This window comes from Azohydromonas caseinilytica (assembly GCF_012927045.1).
Taxonomy (GTDB): Bacteria; Pseudomonadota; Gammaproteobacteria; order Burkholderiales; family Burkholderiaceae_C; genus Azohydromonas; species Azohydromonas caseinilytica.
Window position 1 is genome coordinate 218,548 of the sequence record NZ_JABBFW010000006.1, and the last position, 18,782, is coordinate 237,329.

Below are 18,782 nucleotides of genomic sequence, written 5' to 3' on the forward strand. Positions count from 1 at the left end.
CCTGGGCACTGCAGGTGCAAGCGTGGTGCCCGCTGCGGGTGCACGCCGCGCTCAAGCGCCGCCGCTTTCCCATTCGGGCACCGGCAGGCTCAGCGTGACGCTGAAGGTGCTGCCCTGCCCCGGGGTGCTTTCGAGCGCGAGCGTGCCGCCCATCATGTCCACCAGGCGGCGCACGATGGACAGGCCCAGCCCCGTGCCGCCGAAGCGCCGCGTGGTGGAGCTGTCGGCCTGCATGAAGGGCTCGAAGATGCGCGCGCGCTGCTCGGGGCGCACGCCGATGCCGGTGTCCACCACGTCGAAGCGCAGCGTGCTGCGCCCGGGCCCGTGCCCCGCCACCGCCACGCGCAGCGTGACGCTGCCCGCGGGCGTGAACTTCACGGCGTTGCCCAGCAGGTTCAGCAGCACCTGCTTCAGGCGCAGCGGGTCGCCCGTGAGCACCGCCGGCAGCCCCGGGCCCAGCTCCAGGTACAGCGGCAGCCCCTTGGCCGCGGCCTGCGGCCCCACCATCACGCGCAGCGCCTCCAGCAGCGGCGCGAGCTCGAAGGGCGCATGCTCCAGGTGCATCTCGCCGGCTTCGATGCGCGAGAGGTCGAGCACGTCGTTGGTCAGCGCCAGCAGCTGCTCGCCGGCCTGCTGGATGTGGCCCACGAAGCGCCGCCCGTCCTCGGGCAGCGCCATGCGCGCCATGAGCTGGCTCAGCCCGATGACGGCATTGAGCGGGGTGCGGATCTCGTGGCTCATGTGCGCCAGGAACGCGCTCTTGGCGCGGCTGGCGGCCTCGGCCTGCGCCGTGCGCTGGCGCAGCGTCTCCTCCAGCGCCTTGCGCTCGGAGAGGTCCGTCAGCACGCCCAGGAAGCCCGTGGGCTCGCCGCGCCCGTCGCGCAGCACGCTCAGCGTCAGCAGCACCGGCACGCGCGAGCCGTCACCGCGCACGCAGGTCCATTCCTGGCCCCGCTCGGCCGGGCGCTGCGGCCCCTGCGGGCGCCAGGCCGGCCACAGGATGCGCCGGATGTCGGGCGGCAGCAGCCGCGCGCGCGTGCGCAGCTCGCGCGCATCGAAGAACTCCAGCACCCGCCGCCCCAGCCCCTGCGCCGCGCTCAGCCGCAACAGCGTCTCGGCGGCGGGATTGAGCGTGGTGATGCGCCAGTGCAGGTCGGTGGCGATGATGGCGCTGGCGGCGCTGTCGAGCACCGTGCGCATCTCGCGCGTGCGCTGCTGCATGCGCTGCTCCAGCAGCTCGCGCGCGGTGTGCTGCTCATGCACGTCGGTGGCGACGCAGAACCAGCGCCGGATCGCCCCGGCGCCCTCGCGCAGCGGCTCCACGCGCACCAGGTGCCAGCGCACGGCGCCGTCGTGGCGGCACACGCGCATCTCGTGCACGAAGGGGCTGCCGGTGTTGACGGCATGGCGCCAGTGCGCGCGCGCCACCGGCCGGTCATCGGCATGCACCGCCTCCATCCAGCCCTCGCCGCGGGCGCGGGCCTCGTCCTGGCCGGTGTACTCGCTCCAGCGCCGGTTGAACCAGTCGGCCCGGCCCTCGGAATTGCAGCGCCACAGCAGGTCGGGCACCAGCTCCACGATGGTCTGGAAGCGCGCCTGGCTGTCGCGCAGCGCGGCGCGCACGGCCGCCACGTCCAGCGTGGAGGCGCGGCGCCGCTCCACCGGCAACGGCCGCTCCGCCAGGAGCGCGTCGCTGCCCTGGTCCGCCGAGGCCGGCACCGGTGGCGGCAGCGGCATGCGGCCCGGACCCTGGGGAACGATGGTGATGCACAGCCCCGCCACGGCGCCCGCCTCGTCGCGCAGCGCGCTGCAGCACCACAGCGCGCCGCCCGGCGCGGACGCCGCCTCGGCCGAGGGCGGCAGGCCCATCACCGGCTGGCCGGTGCACAGCACCCGCTCGGCCACCAGGCCGAGCCGGGCCCAGTCCGACGCCCAGCACTCGCGCGCCGGCGTGCCCAGCGCTCGCGGATGCCGCGCGCCCAGCAGGCCCAGCGCCGCATCGTTGTGAAACTGAAGCAGTTCGGAGCCCCACCACACCAGCCCCGGCAGCGGCGAGGCCAAGCACAGGTCGATGGCCGTGCGCAGGCTCTGCGGCCAGTGCGTGGACGCGCCCAGGGGCGTGCCGCTCCAGGGCCGCTCGCGCATCAGCGCCGCGACCGTTCCTTCCATGCAGGGCCAGCGCCCCGGCCCAGACGGGCCCGGCACGCCTTCGAAGTTCGTCATGAATGAGAGGCACGGCGTGCCGCGCGGCGGCGCACGGAACGCCGGCCGCCGCAAGTCAGGGGAAAAGAGAAAGACACAATGTCGGCGCAGGTGGGCAATTGGCATGCCTGGGCTGGTTAGGCGCGCACCCGGGAGGGCATTTTGCTTAACACCGTGAATCACCCGGATGCCGTTCCGGGGACATCGGGCGCGGCTGCTACGCTCGCCGGATGCCCGCCTCACCCCCTGCTTCACCCCTGGTTGCCGCCGCGTCCCGGCCGGCCGTCTCGCCCGCCGTCGTCGCCTTGGCCCTGGCGCTGCTGCTGGGCCTGCAGCCCGTCACCACCGACCTGTACCTGCCCGCGCTGCCGCGGCTGACGCGCGACTTCGGCGCCACGCTGGCACAGAGCCAGCTCACGATGTCGGCGCTGATCCTGGCTTTCGGCATCGGGCAGCTGTTCTGGGGCCCGGTGGCGGACCGCTTCGGGCGCCGCCCGGTGCTGCTGCTGAGCCTGGCGCTCTACACCGCGGCCAGCGTCGCCTCGGCGCTGGCGCCGGCCATCGGCTGGCTGGTGCTGTGGCGCACGCTGCAGGGCGCGGCGCTGGCGGCGGCGGTGGTGTGCGCGCGCGCCATGGTGCGCGACTTCTACGAGCCCACCGAGGGCGCGCACGTGATGTCCAAGGGCATGTCGGGGCTGGGGCTGATCGCCATCGCCTCGCCGGTGCTGGGTGGCACGCTGGCGGCGACGCTGGGCTGGCGCGCGCCGCTGGGCGCGGTGGCGGCCATCGGCGCGGTGGCGCTGGCCTTCGTGGCGCTGCGGCTGCCGGAGTCGCTGGCGCCGCGCAACCGCCAGGCACTGCGGCTGGGCCCGCTGGCCGGGGCGGTGCGCGAGGTGCTGGGCCACCGCACCTTCCGCGCCTGGTCGGCGCTGGTGGCCTGCACCTACGGCGGCCTGTTCGCGATCCTGGCGCTGTCCTCCTTCGTCTACATCGAGGTGCTGGGCCTGGCGCCGGGCCAGTTCGGCATCGCGCTGGCGTCGGCCTCGGTGGCCTACCTGCTGGGCACCTTCCAGTGCCGGCGCTGGCTGCTGCGCCACGGGCTGGACGGCGCGGTGCGCCGCGGCGCGGCCTTCAGCCTGGCGGGCGGGCTGTCCATGGCGGCGCTGGCGCTGGCCGGCGTGCAGGAGGTCTGGGCCGTGCTGCTGCCGCAATGGCTCTACGCCTTCGGCCACGGCATCCATCAACCCTGCGGCCAGGCCGGCGCGGTGGGTCCCTTCCCGCGCAACGCCGGCGTGGCCGCGGCCCTCAACGGCTTCATGCTGGCCGCCACCGCCTTCCTGGTCGGGCTGTGGGTGGGCCAGGCCATGGACGGCAGCACGCGTCCGATGGGCCTGGTGGTGGGCGTGTTCGGCATCGCCACCGCCACGGTGGGCTGGACGCTGGTGCAGCGCCACGGCGTGCCGGCGCGGGTGCGCACGGCATGAGCGGGGCAGGCATGGCGAAAGACGTCCCCTGGATCGCCCTGGCCGGTCCCACGGCCAGCGGCAAGACCGCGCTGGCGCTGGCGCTGGCCGAGCGCCTGGCACGCCAGGGGCAGCCGGTGGAGATCGTCAGCGTGGACTCGGCGCTGGTGTACCGCGGCATGGACATCGGCACGGCCAAGCCCACGGCCGAGGAGCGCGCGCGCGTGCCGCACCACCTCATCGACCTGATCGAGCCGACGCAGGCCTACTCCGCCGCGCAGTTCGTGGCCGATGCCGAAGCGGCGATGGCGCAGATCCGTGCCCGCGGCGCGCTGCCGCTGCTGGTGGGCGGGACCATGCTGTATTTCAAGGCGCTGATCGACGGCCTGGACGAGATGCCGCCCTCGGTGCCGGCGATCCGCGCCGCCATCGAGGCGCAGGCCGCCGCCGAGGGCTGGCCGGCACTGCACGCCGAACTGGCCCATGTGGACCCGGTGACCGCGCGCCGCCTGGCGCCCGGCGACGCGCAGCGCATCTCTCGCGCGCTGGAGGTGTTTCGCGGCAGCGGTCGGCCGATCTCCGACTTTCACAAGGAGAAGGAGGCCAAGGCGCCGGCAGGCCCCTTCTTCGCGCTGGAGCCGGTTGCGCGCGCCTGGCTGCACGGGCGCATCAACCTGCGCTTCGAGCAGATGCTGGACGCCGGGCTGGTCGAGGAAGTGCAGCGTTTGAGAGCGCGCGGCGACCTGCAGCTTGAAATGCCTTCGATGCGCTGCGTGGGCTACCGGCAGGTGTGGGAGGCGCTGGACGAGGGTTTACAAGGCCCGGCCCTGCGCGAGCGGGTGAAGGAAACCGGCAGCGCGGCGACGCGGCAATTGGCGAAACGGCAGCTCACCTGGCTGCGGAGCATGCCGTGGCGGGTGAGCGTGGCGTGCGACGCGGCGGAGCCGCTGGAGGCGGTGCTGAGCCGGGTGAAAGGGCTGCAGGCGGCGGGCTGAGAGAAATGGGAGCGCATGGCGGTGAATCGCCCGCACGCGGTTACCGGCGCTTTTCCTCATTCAGCCGCCGGCACTCCCCGGCATTTGCATCTCCCCGCGCAAACCCCACTCCGTCAATTCCTGCCCTGGCGCCGCAATAGTCCTGCCGGCACACCAGCCCAGCGTCCTTCAGCTCGATGAAACCTTGCCGCACATGGATGGACAGCCGGCATTCCCTTTTCTCGGGGCCGTCCAGCATTTCGCGGTATTCGTAGGTTGAGGCATCGACCTTCCGGGCCACGCCGCTCATTTCGCAGGTGTGGATATTCCCGCCGACCAGGGCGAGGTGGAATTCGATTTCAGAATCGCTCTTGCGCCGCAGCGACAGGCAATCGACCGTTTGCAGCGGCTCATATTGCTGGGTATCCGGGTTGAACACGCCATTGGGCCGGCGCGTGCCGTACAGGCCGGAAAGTTGGCCCGGATTCGGATCGTCCTGCCGCCAGGACGCCAGGCGCTGCAGCCGCGCCCGGTAGCTCCGGGCCAGGCAGGACGCGTCCGCGCAGCGGTTGCGCTCGGCCATCCAGGCGAGCTGGTCCTGGCGCAAGGCAGCGGCGTCCACCTCGGCGGCGAGCTGCTTGAAGGCGCGGCCGAGCTGATCGTCCAGGCCGGACACCGTGCCATCGCCGCAAATGAGCTTTTCGACGCGGGTGCGCGCCTTGGCGCAATCGAAACTGGCGGCCTGCGCCTGCGGCAAGCCCGCCAGCAGGACGGACACGAGCATCAGGAACAGTCGTTTCATGGGCAACTCGAGGGCAAGGAGCGGGCCACTGTAGCGTGGCGTCATCCGTGAGAAAGACGGGCGTGCTGCCATGCCGCCTGCCGCGCGCCGGCCCTTTCAAACCCTGCCAGGAGAACACCCATGGACCTTGCCATCACCCCAGCCACTGCCGCTGAAGCCGACACGGTTGCGGCGCTCATGCTGGCGCTGACCGAGGAGATTTGCGCCCGCCTGGGCGTCCGGCATTTCGACCTGGACCGCGACCAATCCGCTGCCCTGTGCGCCGACTGGATATCCCGTGGTGAATACGTGGCCCTGCTGGCACGGATGGACGGCCGGCCCGTGGGTTTCGTCGGCATGTCCGAAGGCCGCGCCCTGTATGCCGGCGGCGCCGTCGGCACGATGCAGGAGTTTTATGTGAGCCCCGAATGCCGCAGCGCCGGCGTCGGCCGCGCGCTGATCGAGGCCGTGAAAACCCATGCGCGCGAGCGCGGCTGGCGCCGCATCGAGGTCTGCACGCCGCCGCTGCCCGAATTCCAAAGGAGCCTGGATTTCTATGCCCGCAACGGGTTTGAGGTTACGGGCGGGAGGAAGATGAAGGTGGTGGTGGATTGAGCATTTTTCCGGCCGGCCGCTAAGGTTGTTCAAGACGCTCAGCGAGCGCCCTGTATCGCGCAAGGTGGTCTGCTGAGGGCGAGAACACCGCCCTCACCGTAGAAACCCCGAACAGATTGGACGGCCAGCCTATCGCGCCCCCATGGTCGACCAGCCATTCTTCTATGGGTTCGCGCGGGGGGCAGCGTGCCGACTCCAGCGTCACCAGACCGTCATTGGACTTTGAAGATTCTGACAAATCCCCCAAAGCCCGCGTCAATCCAAACAACAGCGAGCCCGCAAGATGTTCTGGCAACAATGACCCAATTGGAAAATCGGCCAACACTGAACCCAGGCGAGATCTGGGCGCCACGCAGGCCACTTCCATATAGTCGACCCACGGGCAATTGGGATCATGCAAACTTTGCCGGACCCGCAAATCGTTCAAAGCACCACCATCCTTGTTGAAATATTCCAAGAGCGGCCCTGGAATACATTCATAGATTTTGGCAGGCACTCGGTCCAAGACTGCGTTGGCCACCGGCGTTCCGAAATGAGGAGTCGCAATGGTGATGAGCTTCTTGATGCGGCGCCCCACTTCATGCCTGGCGATGACCCGGCGGGCGTCCAGGCCACCCATGCTGTGGGCGATCACGTACAGGTCGAAGTCACCCGGCCATCGCTCGTTGATCTCCCTGGCCAACTGCTGACTGCGCTCGTCCAATGAGCCCAAAGGACTGACCGATGTCTCCAGAACCTCATGCTTGCGCCCGCGCAGCATTGCCGCGACGCCGTTGAAATAATCGACCCCCATCAGCCACGGATTTTCACCAGCTCCCAAGAATCCATGGGCCAACACGATATGCGCCATCCTGTCTCCCTTCTTGACGAGATCAAACCTTCGAACCCTGCACGCATGGGCCCCGGCCAAATTACCTTTTCACAGCCCTGACTTCCGAAAAACCAAGCGCAAGCACCGTCATCTCGGAGGCGCTCACCTCGGCACGGTACGTGAAAGTCGAATTCGGAGCCAGAAAATCACTGCAAATGGCATTCTCACGTCCGGAGCCCTTCACCGAATTTGCCCCCAACCTCAAAGAAATCGAGCAAAGTTGCTCTTCATTGCGATAGATAATCGCACGCGCCATGCCAGGCTTATCAACCCCCCGCTTGCCCTGCAGATTGACGCGAAAAGTCAAGTCTCTAGCAAGACAAGAAGGCGGCGGTTTCCAGCTTGAATTATTCAATAGCGAAATATTTTTCGCCAATATCCCCAATGCCCTGGACTCCGGCCCACCAGAACAGCTGCTCACCGGAGCGGACGGCTCGGATGCAATAGCTGCCTTGTCATTCTTCAATATCCTGAAGCCGCGATCCCAGTGCTCGACATAGTAGTTAACCATATTGTTGATTGTAGTGTTGCCCGAGCTCGTCACATTGCCCATGCTTATTCCGCCACCACGCCCGGTCTCAGCGGGGGCAGGCTTCAGAGCTGATATGACGGGCGGCACCACGGCAACAACGGCAGCGACCGATCCAATCAAATACCCCCAGGCCTTTACGCGAGCAGCATTCCTGTCCGGATGTGGCGTCACTTTATTATTGCGCTTCATATAACCTCAAGCAGAATTTCAGGCCCAATAAATGCCTCCAGGGCAAGCACAAGCCCATGCTCCGTCTCTCGTCACAAGCGGACGGAGAGCATTTTTTCAAGGCAGCATCTGCCGGATGCTCAAACCCGGAGAGCTGAGCCACCCAAAATACCCCCATGCACAATCTAGCCTTGCTTTGACTCCACCATATATTCCTTCTGTGAGTTCTGTTACTAGCCCATGCTCCACCTGCACGCCCTGGCCAAGCACTACGCCGAAACCCCCGTCTTCTCCCACGTGGACCTGGAAGCCCGCTCCGGCGAGTTCATCGCCATCCTGGGCGAGTCGGGGGTGGGCAAATCCACGCTGCTGAACTGCATCGCCGGGCTGGACGAGGCCAATGGCGGCAGCGTCGAGCTGGACGGCGTGAACGTGTTCCAGCTCGGCGAGGAGGCCCGCGCGCGCTGGCGCCGCGAAAAGCTCGGCTTCGTGTTCCAGGCCTTCCACGTGCTGCCGCACCTGAGCGTGAGCCAGAACATCGCCCTGCCCCTGCTGCTGCTCCAGCGGCCGGACCCGGCGCGGGTGAAGCACATGCTCGACGTCGTGGGTCTGCAGGGCTTCGATGAGCGCCTGCCGCGCACGCTCTCCGGCGGGCAGCTGCAGCGCGTGGCCATCGCCCGGGCGCTGGTGCACAAGCCGGCGCTGCTGCTGGCCGACGAGCCCACCGGCAACCTGGACCCGGGCACGGCCGAGCGCGTGCTGACGCTGCTGCTGGACCAGGCCCGCGCCGAAGGGGCGATCTGCCTGCTGGTCACGCACTCGCAGAGCGCCGCCGCGCGCGCCGACCGGGCCCTGCGCCTCACCGCCACGGGCTTCGAGCCCGTGGCGAGGCTCACGGCGTGAGCGGCCTGCCCGCCCTGCTGCGCCAGCTCGTTTTGCCCGAGTGGCGCCAGCATCCGTGGCGGCTCGCCGTGGCGGTGCTGTCGGTCGCGCTGGGCGTGGCACTGGCCTTCTCCGTCCAGTTGATCAACCGCTCGGCGCTGGACGAGTTCTCCAGCGCCGCCCGCGCCGCCGCCGGCGAGCCCGATGTCATCCTGCGCAGCCCGGCCCAGGGCGCGCTCGACGACGCCTGGTTCGAGCGCGTCGCCCAATCGCCCCTGGTCCAGGCCGCCAGCCCGGTGCTGGAGGTAGACGCCGCCGCGCTGGACGCGGCCGGGCAGCGCGTCTCCTTGAAGCTGCTGGGGCTGGACGCGCTGCGCGTCACGCCGCTGGCGGCGGCGCTGTTCCCGGTGCCGATGAAGGGCGCCTCGCTCACCGCCTTCCTGGAGCCCGACGCCGTCTTCCTCAACCCCGCCGCGCTGCAGAAACTGGGGCTCGAACCCGGCGGCACGCTGACGCTGCAGTACGGGCTGCAGCGGCTGCCGCTGCGCGTGCTGGGCAGCGTCACTGCCGGCGGGGCGCCGCTGGCGGTCATGGACATCGCCGCGGCGCAGGCGCGCTTCGGCGTGGGGAAACTCTCGCGCATCGACATCCGGCTGGCGGCCGGCGCCGACGCCCGCGCGCTGCGCGAGGCGCTGAACCTGCCGCCCGGGGTGACCCTGGCCGAGCCGCAGGCGGCGGCGCAGCGGGTGTCGGACCTGTCGCGCGCCTACCGCGTCAACCTGACCGTGCTGGCGCTGGTGGCGCTGTTCGTGGGCGGCTTCCTGGTCTTCTCGGTGCTGGCGCTGTCCGTCGCGCAGCGCACGCCGCAGCTGGCGCTGCTGGGCGTGCTGGGGCTGTCGGCGCGGCAGCGGCGCGGGCTGGTCCTGGCCGAATCGGCCGCCATCGGACTGCTGGGCAGCCTCATCGGCCTGGCGCTGGGCACGGCCCTGGCGGCGCTGGCGCTGCGCTGGCTCGCCGGCGACCTGGGCGGCGGCTATTTCACGAACATCGCGCCGCGGCTGCAGTTCTCGGTCCCGGCGGCGCTGGTGTTCGGCGCGCTGGGCGCGGCCGCGGCGCTGATCGGCGGCTGGTGGCCGGCCCGCATGGCGCAGCAGATGGCGCCGGCCCAGGCGCTCAAGGGCTTGGGGGGCGCCACGCCACCGGCCCCGGCCTGGCGCGCGCCGGCGCTGCTGGCGCTGGGCGGCCTGCTGGCACTGCTGCCGCCGGTGGCCGGGCTGCCGCTGCCGGCCTACGTGTCGGTGGCCTGCCTGCTGCTGGGCGGCATCGCCTGCGTGCCGGCCGCGGTGGCGCTGCTGCTGCGCTTCCTGCACCCGCGCTCGGCCCTGGGGCTGCTGGCGGTGCAGCGCGCGCGGCATGAGCAGCACGCCGCCAGCGTCGCCATGGCCGGGGTGGTGTCCAGCCTGAGCCTGGCCGTGGCACTGACGGTGATGGTCGCCAGCTTCCGCAACGGCGTGGCCGAGTGGCTGGATTCCGTGCTGCCCGCCGACCTGTACGTGCGCAGCGGCACCCCGGGCCAGGGCGACACCGCCTTCCTGCCGCCGGAGTTCATGGCCGCCGCCGCGCGTGTCGAGGGCGTGGCGCGCGTGGAAGGCCTGCGCGTGCGCCCGCTGCAGCTCGATCCGGCCCGCCCCAGCGTCGCCCTGGTGGCGCGCCCGATCGCCGACCCCGCGCGCGACCTGCCCCTGCTCGGCCGCCCGCTGCCGCCGCAGGGGCCGCTGCCCGGCGTCTACGTCAGCGAGGCCATGGTCGCGCTCTACGACACCCGGCCCGGCACCGAGCTGAAGCTGCCGCTGGGCGTGGGCAATCCCGTGCCGGTGCGGGTGCTGGGCGTGTGGCGCGACTACGCGCGGCAGTTCGGCGCCGTCGCCATCGACCTGCCCACCTACCGGCGCCTCACCGGCGACCCGCGCATCAACGACCTGGCGCTGTGGTTCGCCCCGGACGCGGCGGCCGACGAGGTGCAGCGGCGCGTGCGCGCGCTGGCCGCCGAGCCGGAGTTGCTGGAGTTCGCGCTGCCGGGCGAGATCCGGCGCATCTCGCTGGGCATCTTCGACCGCAGCTTCGCCGTCACCTACTACCTGCAGGCCGTGGCCATCGCCATCGGCCTGTTCGGCATCGCCGCCAGCTTTTCCGCGCAGGTGATGGCGCGCCGGCGCGAGTTCGGGCTGCTGGCGCACCTGGGTTTCACAAGGCGGCAGGTCATCGGCGTGGTGGCCGGCGAAGGCGCGGCCTGGACGGCGGCCGGGGCGCTGGTCGGGATGGGGCTGGGGCTGCTGGTGAGCCTGGTGCTGGTGAAGGTGGTCAATCCGCAGAGCTTTCACTGGACCATGGAGCTGCTGCTGCCCTGGGCGCGCCTGGCCGCGCTGTGCGCCGCGGTGCTGGCCGCCGGCACGCTCACCGCCGCCTTCAGCGCCCGCGCCGCGGCCGGGCGCGACGCGGTGCTGGCGGTCAAGGAGGACTGGTGAGCGGCAGATGCGGGGCCATGTCCGTGCTCGCGGCAGGGGCTTTTGCCGCCGCACCGGCTGGGGTTTTCCCTTCGTCCGCAGGCCTCCATGTGCGGGCGTGAGAAAAGCCGGCCAACCCTGCATCCCTGCTGTCTCTTCGAGACCCTGAAGCAACGCTTACGATTTGTCTGGAAATACGGTGCACCGGGAAAAGTAAAAGAAGCTCCGCCAACCCGGTGGGTTTTAGCCTGCCGATTTTCGACCCCTTAGGGTGGAGTTTGGACGCGGGAATGAATTGCCCCGTCCGGCTTGAAATGGAGCAAGACACGATGAAGCGGTTTTCCCGTTCCTGGCGGCTGCTGGCGCCGCTGGCCGTGCTGGGCGCCCTGGCGGCGCCCGCGGCCGCGCAGCGCCCCAACATCCTCTACATCCTCGTGGACGACATGGAGCACGAGCTGTTCCAGTACATGCCCAAGACCAAGCGGCTGATCACGGACCAGGGAGCGCTGTTCGACCAGAATTTCACCAGCCTGTCGCTGTGCTGCCCGTCGCGCACCACCACGCTGCGCGGGCAGTATTCGCACAACACCGGCATATTCACCAACGCCTGGCCCAACGGCGGCTTTGCCAAGTTCCATACCGACGGGCTGGAATCCTCCACCATCGCCACCTGGCTGCAGGGCGCGGGTTACCGCACCGGGCTGATCGGCAAATACCTCAACGGCTACCCTAATTCCGAAACCGGGCCGCTCTACATTCCGCCGGGCTGGAGTTACTGGTTCGTGCCCAATGGCGGCACGCCCTACGCCCAATACAACTACAGCATCAACTTCAACGGCCGCACCGTCAGCTACGGCAACACGCAGCCGAACCATTTCAACGACGTGGTGACGGCGCAGGCCAACACCTTCCTGCGCGAGTCGGCGGCCGACCCGGCCAGGAAGCCCTTCTTCCTGTTCTTCAACCCCACGCTGCCGCACGCGCCGGCCACGCCGCCCAAGCGCTACATGAGCCAGCTGCTGGACGTGAAGATGCCCCGCAAGCCCTCGTTCAACGAGGCCGACGTCAGCGACAAGCCGCGCTGGCTGCAGAAGGTGCCGCTGCTGACGGCCGACGAGATCAGCCGCATGGAAACGCTCTACCGCAAGCGCCGCCAGTCGATGCTGGCGCTGGACGACACCGTGGAGAGCCTGCTCGCCACGCTGCAGGCCACCGGTCAGCTGGCCAACACCTACGTCTTCTTCTCCTCGGACAACGGCTGGCACCAGGGCGAGCACCGGCTGCCGGCGGGCAAGTCGCGGCTCTACGAGGAGGACATCCGCGTGCCGCTGGCCGTGCGCGGCCCGGGCATCCCGGCCGGGCGCGTGGTCAAGAAGCTCACCGCCAACGTGGACCTGGCGCCCACCTTCGCGCAGATCGGCGGTGCCGCGGCGCCGGCCTTCGTGGACGGCCGCTCGCTGGTGCCGCTGTTCAGCGGCACGCCGCCGGCGCGCTGGCGCCAGTCGCTGCTGCTGGAGAGCCACACCGGCTTCGCCGGCGAGGCGGCGGAATCGCAGGTCGGCGGCAGCCTGCGCACCGACCCGGGCCTGCTGGAGCCGGCCGACATGCGCGAAGGCTCGGCGGCCCTGGCCCCCGCGCCGGCGCATGTCTACCGCGGCCTGCGCACCGCCTTCCACTCCACCTTCGCGCTCTACGACGTGGGCGACGGCGAGTACTACGACATGTACCTCGACCCGTACCAGATGCAGAACCGCTACACGACCATGAACGCCACGCTCAAGGCGGCCCTGACCGCCCAGCTCAACGCCATGCGCAACGCGTCCGGCCAGGCGCTGCGCGACGCCGAGGAGGTGCCGGCGGGGAAAAGGCCGGGGAAGAACTGAGCCACAGCTGAAATACCGCCCGGGAAGCGCCCCGGGTGGCTTTCCTTCGCCATCGCGCTCGCACGGCGCTCCTGCTACCGCACGCCGGGCCGTCGCCTTCCCCTCGCCACCGCGCAGCGGGGGCGAGGGGCTGGGGTGAGGGGGCGCTGCCGCAGGCAGCGTTTCCTTGGCGCCACCAGCCCTCACCCTGCCCCTCTCCCGCGCCGCGGGCGATGGGAAAGTGGCACCGTGGTTCGCGGGAACATGGGCACGGGCCTGCGCCTGCACTCCGTCCCTGCCCCCACCTCCGCCCCTACCTTCCCCCCTCCGTACGATCGGCGGATGCTCTCCCGCCGCCCTCTCCTCGCCGCCCTGGCCGCCCTGGCCGGCCCCGTCGCCCTGCCCCGGGCCGCCCTCGCCGCCGAGGCCCGCGCCGACGCGCCGCGCGGCGCCGATCTCGCGGACGCCAGCCGCACCCTCGACGCCCTCATCGCCCCGCGCGAGCTGAAATTCCCGCGCGACTTCGGCGCCCACCTGGGCACGCGCACCGAGTGGTGGTACGCCACCGGTGCGCTGCGCACCGAGGCCGGCGAAACGCTCGGCTTCCAGCTCACCTTCTTCCGCAGCCGTACCGGCCTGGGCCGCGAGGATGGCGGCCGCTTCGCGCCGCGCCAGCTGCTCTCGGCCCACGCGGCGCTGAGCGAGATCCGCGCCGGAAAACTGCACCACGCGCAGCGCCTGGCGCGCTGGAACGAGGCGCCCGACGCGCCGCTGGCGGCGGCCTCGGTGCGCGACACCGACGTCTTCGTCAACGACTGGCTCTTCCGCCGCTCGGGCGACGCCGGCGCGAGCCGCTACCGCGCCCGGCTGGCCGACCGCGACGCCGGCTTCGCCTACGAGATCGAGCTGGCCGCCACGCAGCCGCTGCTGCTGCAGGGCGAGGCCGGCTTCAGCCGCAAGGGGCCGCAGGCCGAGCAGGCCAGCCACTACTACTCCGAGCCGCAGCTGGCCGTCACCGGCACGCTGTGGCGCGGCCAGCGCCGCGACGCCGTCACCGGCCGCGCCTGGCTGGACCACGAGTGGAGCGAGGCCATCCTGGCGCCGGGCGCGGCGGGCTGGGACTGGATCGGCATGAACCTGGACGACGGCGGCGCGCTCATGGCCTTCCAGATCCGCCGCCGCGACGGCTCGGCGCTGTGGGCCGGTGGCACCTACCGCGACGCGGACGGCACGCGCCGGAAGTTCGAGGCCAAGGAGCTGACATTCACGCCCGGCCGCACTTGGCAGAGCCCGGGCTCGCAGGCGCGCTACCCGGTGGAGTGGACGATCGAAACGCCGGTGGGCCGCTTCGGCGTGCGCGCGCTGATGGATGCGCAGGAGCTGGACGCACGCAGCTCCACGGCCGCGATCTACTGGGAGGGCCTGTCCGAGCTGCGCGACGCCGCCGACGGGCGGCGCATCGGCCAGGGCTACTTGGAGATGACGGGGTACGCCTCGCCGCTGCGCCTGGGCTGAATCGGCGCGGCGCGCACGCAGTTGCGGCCCGCCTCCTTGGCGGCGTGCAGCGCGCCGTCGGCATCACCCAGCAGCGCGTCCAGGGCGGCATGGCCCACGCCCAGCGAGGCCACGCCCACGCTGACCGTGGTGCCCACCGCGGCGCCCTTCCAGGTCAGCTGCAGCTCGGCCACCGTCTCGCGGATGCGCTCGGCCACGTCCAGCGCGCCCAGCGGGTCGGTCTGCGGCAGCAGCACCGACAGCGCCTCGCCGCTGAAGCGCGCCAGCACGTCGGGGCCGCGCAGCTGCTTGGCGCTGGCCTGCACGATCTCGCGCAGCAGCGCGTCGCCGCAGTGGCGGCCGAAGCGGTCGTTGATGTTGCGGAAGCGGTCGGCGTCCACCAGCAGCAGCGCGCAGTCGGCGTCGTAGCGGCGCGAGCGCGCGAACTCGCGCTCGGCCAGCTGCAGGAAGCTCTCGCGGTTGAGCGCGCCGGTGAGCTCGTCGCGCGAGGCGCGCACCTCCAGCGCCAGGCACTGCCTTTCCAGGCGCTGCAGATGCTGCAGCAGCGGCCAGCACAGCAGCGGCGGCACCAGGCCGCAGGCGGCGGCGGTCATCAGCAGCAAGGAGGTGTCGCCCCCACCCAGCAGCGCCTGCAGGGCCAGCGCCAGGCCCTCGCAGGCGGCGACGCTGGGCAGCAGCAGCAGCAACGAGGCTCGCCAGGGCCCCAGGTTCAATACCTGACGGCTCCAACGTTGCCGCCGGGAACGTTCAGGGGAGCGAGCGTGCAAGGGAAAAGTGTCCATCGGGCCAAGAAAGCGCAAATCCCAAGGCCTGCGTGCAGCAGGACGGCATTCGGCAGCGGCAAACGGCGCGCCAACCAGCCCTCAATTTACAGGGTGCCCAAGCACCCTTTAGCCCGCGCGGACCCGGAGGTTGTTTCCGGCCTTATGCAAACACGGCGCGAGGCGCGCGTCCAGTGACTTCCGGACTTTGCAGTCCGGAATTCAGCTTCCGGGCGCCAGCTCAATGCGCCCCGCCCGCGTCCGCCCCCGCCGCGCCGCGCGCCGGGCGCTTGGTGAACCAGATCAGCCCGATGAGCAGCAGGAACAGGAAGGCCGAGCCCAGGAACACGTCGTCCGCGGCGCGCGTGAAGGCCTGCTGGTCCACCAGGCGGTTGATCTGCGCCCAGGCCTGCTCGGCGCTGAAGCCCTGCGCCTGCAGCCCGGCCACGGCCTCCGCCGCCACCGCGTTGCCCTGCCCCAGCGTCTCGGCCAGGTGCGTGTGGTGCAGCGTGGCGCGGTCGTTCCAGACCGTGGTGGCGATGGAGGTGCCCATGGCGCCGGCCGTGATGCGCACGAAGTTGCTCAATCCCGCCGCGGCCGGGATGCGCTCGGGCGCCAGGCCGCTGAGCGTGAGCGTGGTCAGCGGGATGAAGAAGAAGGCCATCGCCGCGCCCTGCAGCAGCGTGGGGAACAGGATGTGCGTGAAGTCGGTCTGCGTCGTGAACTGCGAGCGCAGCCACAGCACGAAGGCGAAGCCGATGAAGGCGCCGGTGGCCATGCGGCGCGGGTCCCACTGGCTCACCTTCTTGCCCACCAGCGGCGTGAGCAGGATCGCCAGGAAGCCCACCGGCGCCAGCGCCCAGCCCGCGGCCGTGGCGGTGTAGCCCATCCACTGCTGCAGCCACAGCGGCATCAGCACCACGTTGCCGAAAAACAGGCCGTAGGCCACCGACAGCGCCAGCGCGCCGAAGGCGAAGTTGCGCCCGGCGAACAGGCGCAGGTCCACCACCGGGTGCTCGGCCGTGAGCTCCCACACGATGAACACCGCGAAGCCCACCACGGCCAGCAGCGCCAGCACCACGATCAGCTCGGAGTGGAACCAGTCCTCCTCGTGCCCCTTGTCGAGCATGAGCTGCAGCGAGCCCACCCACAGCACCAGCAGCGCCAGCCCGGTCTTGTCGATGGGCAGCTTGTGCGTGGGCGTCTCGCGCTCCTTGTAGATGCCCCAGGTCACGGCCGCGGCGGCCAGGCCCACGGGGATGTTGATGTAGAAGATCCAGGGCCAGGCGATGTGGTCGGTGATCCAGCCGCCCAGCAGCGGCCCGGCCACCGGCGCCACCAGCGTGGTCACGCCCCACAACGCCAGCGCGGTGCCGGCCTTCTCGCGCGGGTAGCTCGCCAGCAGCAGCGTCTGCGACAGCGGAATCATCGGCCCGGCCACCGCGCCCTGCAGCACACGGAAGGCGATCAGCAGCTCCAGCGAGGGCGCGAAGCCGCACAGCCACGAGGCCAGCACGAACAGCAGCACGCTGGCCGTGAAGAGCCGCACCGCGCCGAAGCGCTGCGTGAGCCAGCCGGTGAGCGGCACCGAGATGGCGTTGGCCACGCCGAAGCTGGTGATGACCCAGGTGCCCTGCGTCGGGCTCACGCCCAGGTCGCCGGCGATGGCCGGCAGCGAGACGTTGGCGATGGAGCTGTCGAGCACGTTCATGAACGTGGCCAGCGACAGCGACAAGGTGCCCAGCACCAGCGCCGTGCCGTGCAGCGGCGGGGGCGGGACGTGGCGGGGGGCAGCGGCCGGGGCGGTGCCGGGGCCGGGCGGGGGCGCAGCGGCGGGCACGGCGCTGGAAGGGGTGCCGGAAGCCCCGGCGGGAGGAGCTGCGCTCACGGGGTCAGCCTTGATGGGTTGGAGTTGATAAGAGCGTGCGGCGGTGCGGGAGAAATGGGGCTCTGGCGGCAGTCCGGAGGCTGTGGCGAGGCGCCCTCCACTTCGTCATTCCCGCGAAGGCGGGAACCCAGGCGGTCCCCAAGCCGGCCACCAATTGCTTGAACGGCATGCCAAGGTTTATTCAGCCTCGCAATTCCTGCATGGGCTCCCAGAGGCTGACGTGGGACCGCCTGGGTCCCCGCCTGCGCGGGGATGACGAAGTAATAAGCGAACCGCATCAGCTCACGGCTAACGACTGACAAGTTCTCCCGGACAGCAGTACGTCCGCGCGGAGATAACGGAGTGGCAGGCGAGACACATCAGCTCACGACCGACGTTGGCACGGCTGGCGTTGAACGGCGTTCTCCAGCCATCCACCCTCACTGCGCCACCGCCGCGCGCGCCGGCGCCGAGGCCACGCGGGCCGTGGTGTCGGCCCGCGACGCGGCGCTGGGCACGGTGGCGGCGGCAGGGACCGCGCCGCGCACCGCCGCGCCCAGGTTGGCGGCGATGATGCGCTGCACGTCGGCCTGGGCCTCGCGCTCCTGCGGCGTCATCTCCGCGGCACCACCGGCGCCTTCAGGCGCCGAAGCCGCGGCCGGCGCCGGGCGCGGCGCGTCGGCCAGCACCTTGCCGCTCTGGTCGCGCACGTCCACCGTGGCTTCCATCGACAGGCCCACGCGCAGCGGATGGGCCTTCAGCTCCTCGGCATTGAGCTCGATGCGCACCGGCACGCGCTGCACCACCTTGATCCAGTTGCCGGTGGCGTTCTGCGCCGGCAGCAGCGCGAAGGCCGCGCCCGTGCCCGCGCCCAGGCCGACCACGCGGCCGTGGTACTCGACCTTGCCGCCGTAGACGTCGGCTTCCAGCGTCACGGGCTGGCCGATGCGCAGCTTGCGCAGCTGCACCTCCTTGAAGTTGGCATCGACCCAGCTCTGCCCCAGCGTCACCACCGACATCAGCGGCGCGCCGGCCTGCACGCGCTGGCCGACCTGCACGCTGCGGCGAGCCACGTAGCCGTCCACCGGGGCGGCGAGCTCGGTGCGCTGCAGCGCCAAGTGCGCCTCGCGCACGCGGGCGGCGGCGCGCAGCACGTTGGGGTGCTCGGCCACCGGGGTGTTGTCGGTCAGCGCCTGGCTGGAGGCGAGCTGCTCGCGCGCGGCCCGCACGGCGGACTCGGCCGCGGCCAGCGCGGCCTGCGCCGCCGCGCGCTGCGCCAGCACATGGTTGAACTCCTCGCGGCCGACGGCACCGCTGGCCAGCAGCGGCTCGCGGCGGCGCACGTCGTCCTGCGTGCGCGCCAGCTCGGCGCGGGCGCGCTCGGCGTCGGCCTGGCGCAGCGCCACCTGCGCCTGTTGCGCGGCACTGTTGGCGTAGAGGGTGCGCACCTCGCGCACGGTCTGCGCCAGCGCGGCCTGGGCCTGCTCCAGCGCCACGCGGGCGTCGGCGGCGTCCAGCCGCACCAGCGGCTGGCCGGCGCGCACGAAGTCGGTGTCCTGCGCCAGCACCTGCTGCACGGTGCCGGCGAGCTGCGGCGTGACCTGCACCACGTCGGCCTGCACATAGGCGTTGTCCGTGGTCTCGTAACGGCTGGCCACCGCCAGGTGCCAGCCGCCCCAGGCCAGGCCGCCCACCAGCACCACGGCGCCAATGATGGTCAGGCCCTTCTTGCGCTTGCGCAGCCGTTGTTCCTTGGAGTCGCTCATGACGGGATCTCTGAAAGTG

At 71.0% G+C, this 18,782-nt stretch carries 14 protein-coding genes; 7 read left to right on the forward strand and 7 right to left on the reverse strand.

All coding sequences use genetic code 11. The features are described 5' to 3' along the window. Positions 1-51: 51 nt before the first annotated feature. Positions 52-2,169, reverse strand: a complete 2,118-nt coding sequence (locus HHL10_RS11255; RefSeq protein WP_169160442.1) for a PAS domain-containing sensor histidine kinase — start codon at positions 2,167-2,169, stop codon at positions 52-54. Positions 2,170-2,432: 263 nt separating this feature from the next. On the opposite strand from HHL10_RS11255, the gene HHL10_RS11260 reads away from it, so the two are divergent. Beyond that, the gene (locus HHL10_RS11260; RefSeq protein WP_169160443.1) at positions 2,433-3,686 is read left to right on the forward strand and encodes a multidrug effflux MFS transporter; all 1,254 of its coding nucleotides are present in this window, start codon (positions 2,433-2,435) and stop codon (positions 3,684-3,686) included. Positions 3,687-3,697: 11 nt separating this feature from the next. After that, entirely contained in the window at positions 3,698-4,660 is a 963-nt protein-coding gene (gene miaA, locus HHL10_RS11265; protein ID WP_235971334.1) for a tRNA (adenosine(37)-N6)-dimethylallyltransferase MiaA, read from the forward strand. Positions 4,661-4,700: 40 nt separating this feature from the next. Here the strand turns inward: miaA and HHL10_RS11270 are convergent, their stop codons facing one another. After that, entirely contained in the window at positions 4,701-5,441 is a 741-nt protein-coding gene (locus tag HHL10_RS11270; RefSeq protein ID WP_169160445.1) for a lysozyme inhibitor LprI family protein, read from the reverse strand. A 120-nt stretch (positions 5,442-5,561) separates the two neighbouring features. Here HHL10_RS11270 and HHL10_RS11275 point away from each other — a divergent pair, with 120 nt between their 5' ends. Further along, the gene (locus HHL10_RS11275) at positions 5,562-6,035 is read left to right on the forward strand and encodes a GNAT family N-acetyltransferase (RefSeq protein WP_169160446.1); all 474 of its coding nucleotides are present in this window, start codon (positions 5,562-5,564) and stop codon (positions 6,033-6,035) included. A gap of 19 nt (positions 6,036-6,054) precedes the next feature. On the opposite strand, the gene HHL10_RS11280 is transcribed toward HHL10_RS11275, so the two are convergent. Further along, complete coding sequence (locus tag HHL10_RS11280; protein WP_169160447.1) at positions 6,055-6,885, reverse strand: esterase/lipase family protein; 831 nt, start codon at positions 6,883-6,885, stop codon at positions 6,055-6,057. 61 nt (positions 6,886-6,946) lie between these two features. Then, positions 6,947-7,627 (reverse strand): hypothetical protein, encoded by a 681-nt coding sequence (locus tag HHL10_RS11285; protein ID WP_169160448.1) that lies wholly within the window; start codon positions 7,625-7,627, stop codon positions 6,947-6,949. Positions 7,628-7,846: 219 nt separating this feature from the next. Here HHL10_RS11285 and HHL10_RS11290 point away from each other — a divergent pair, with 219 nt between their 5' ends. The 4 genes from HHL10_RS11290 (at position 7,847) to HHL10_RS11305 (ending at position 14,369) form a co-directional block, all read left to right on the forward strand. Next, on the forward strand, positions 7,847-8,509 hold the full coding sequence (locus tag HHL10_RS11290; RefSeq protein WP_169160449.1) for an ABC transporter ATP-binding protein: 663 nt from the start codon (positions 7,847-7,849) through the stop codon (positions 8,507-8,509). A 5-nt stretch (positions 8,510-8,514) separates the two neighbouring features. After that, a complete protein-coding gene (locus HHL10_RS11295) occupies positions 8,515-11,013 on the forward strand; it encodes an FtsX-like permease family protein (RefSeq protein WP_205833004.1) in 2,499 nt (832 codons plus the stop codon). A 308-nt stretch (positions 11,014-11,321) separates the two neighbouring features. Further along, positions 11,322-12,875, forward strand: coding sequence for a sulfatase family protein (locus tag HHL10_RS11300; protein WP_169160451.1), 1,554 nt, complete (start codon positions 11,322-11,324; stop codon positions 12,873-12,875). A gap of 321 nt (positions 12,876-13,196) precedes the next feature. After that, positions 13,197-14,369, forward strand: a complete 1,173-nt coding sequence (locus tag HHL10_RS11305; RefSeq protein WP_169160452.1) for a lipocalin-like domain-containing protein — start codon at positions 13,197-13,199, stop codon at positions 14,367-14,369. Here the strand turns inward: HHL10_RS11305 and HHL10_RS11310 are convergent. The 3 genes from HHL10_RS11310 to HHL10_RS11320 all read right to left on the reverse strand — a co-directional run bounded on the left by HHL10_RS11310 (position 14,324) and on the right by HHL10_RS11320 (position 18,763). Beyond that, positions 14,324-15,055, reverse strand: coding sequence for a GGDEF domain-containing protein (locus HHL10_RS11310; RefSeq protein WP_169160453.1), 732 nt, complete (start codon positions 15,053-15,055; stop codon positions 14,324-14,326). The genes HHL10_RS11305 and HHL10_RS11310 overlap by 46 nt on opposite strands. Before the next feature lie 316 nt (positions 15,056-15,371). Then, entirely contained in the window at positions 15,372-16,841 is a 1,470-nt protein-coding gene (locus HHL10_RS11315; RefSeq protein ID WP_235971364.1) for a DHA2 family efflux MFS transporter permease subunit, read from the reverse strand. Positions 16,842-17,437: 596 nt separating this feature from the next. Continuing rightward, complete coding sequence (locus HHL10_RS11320) at positions 17,438-18,763, reverse strand: HlyD family secretion protein (RefSeq protein WP_169160454.1); 1,326 nt, start codon at positions 18,761-18,763, stop codon at positions 17,438-17,440. Positions 18,764-18,782: the final 19 nt, after the last annotated feature.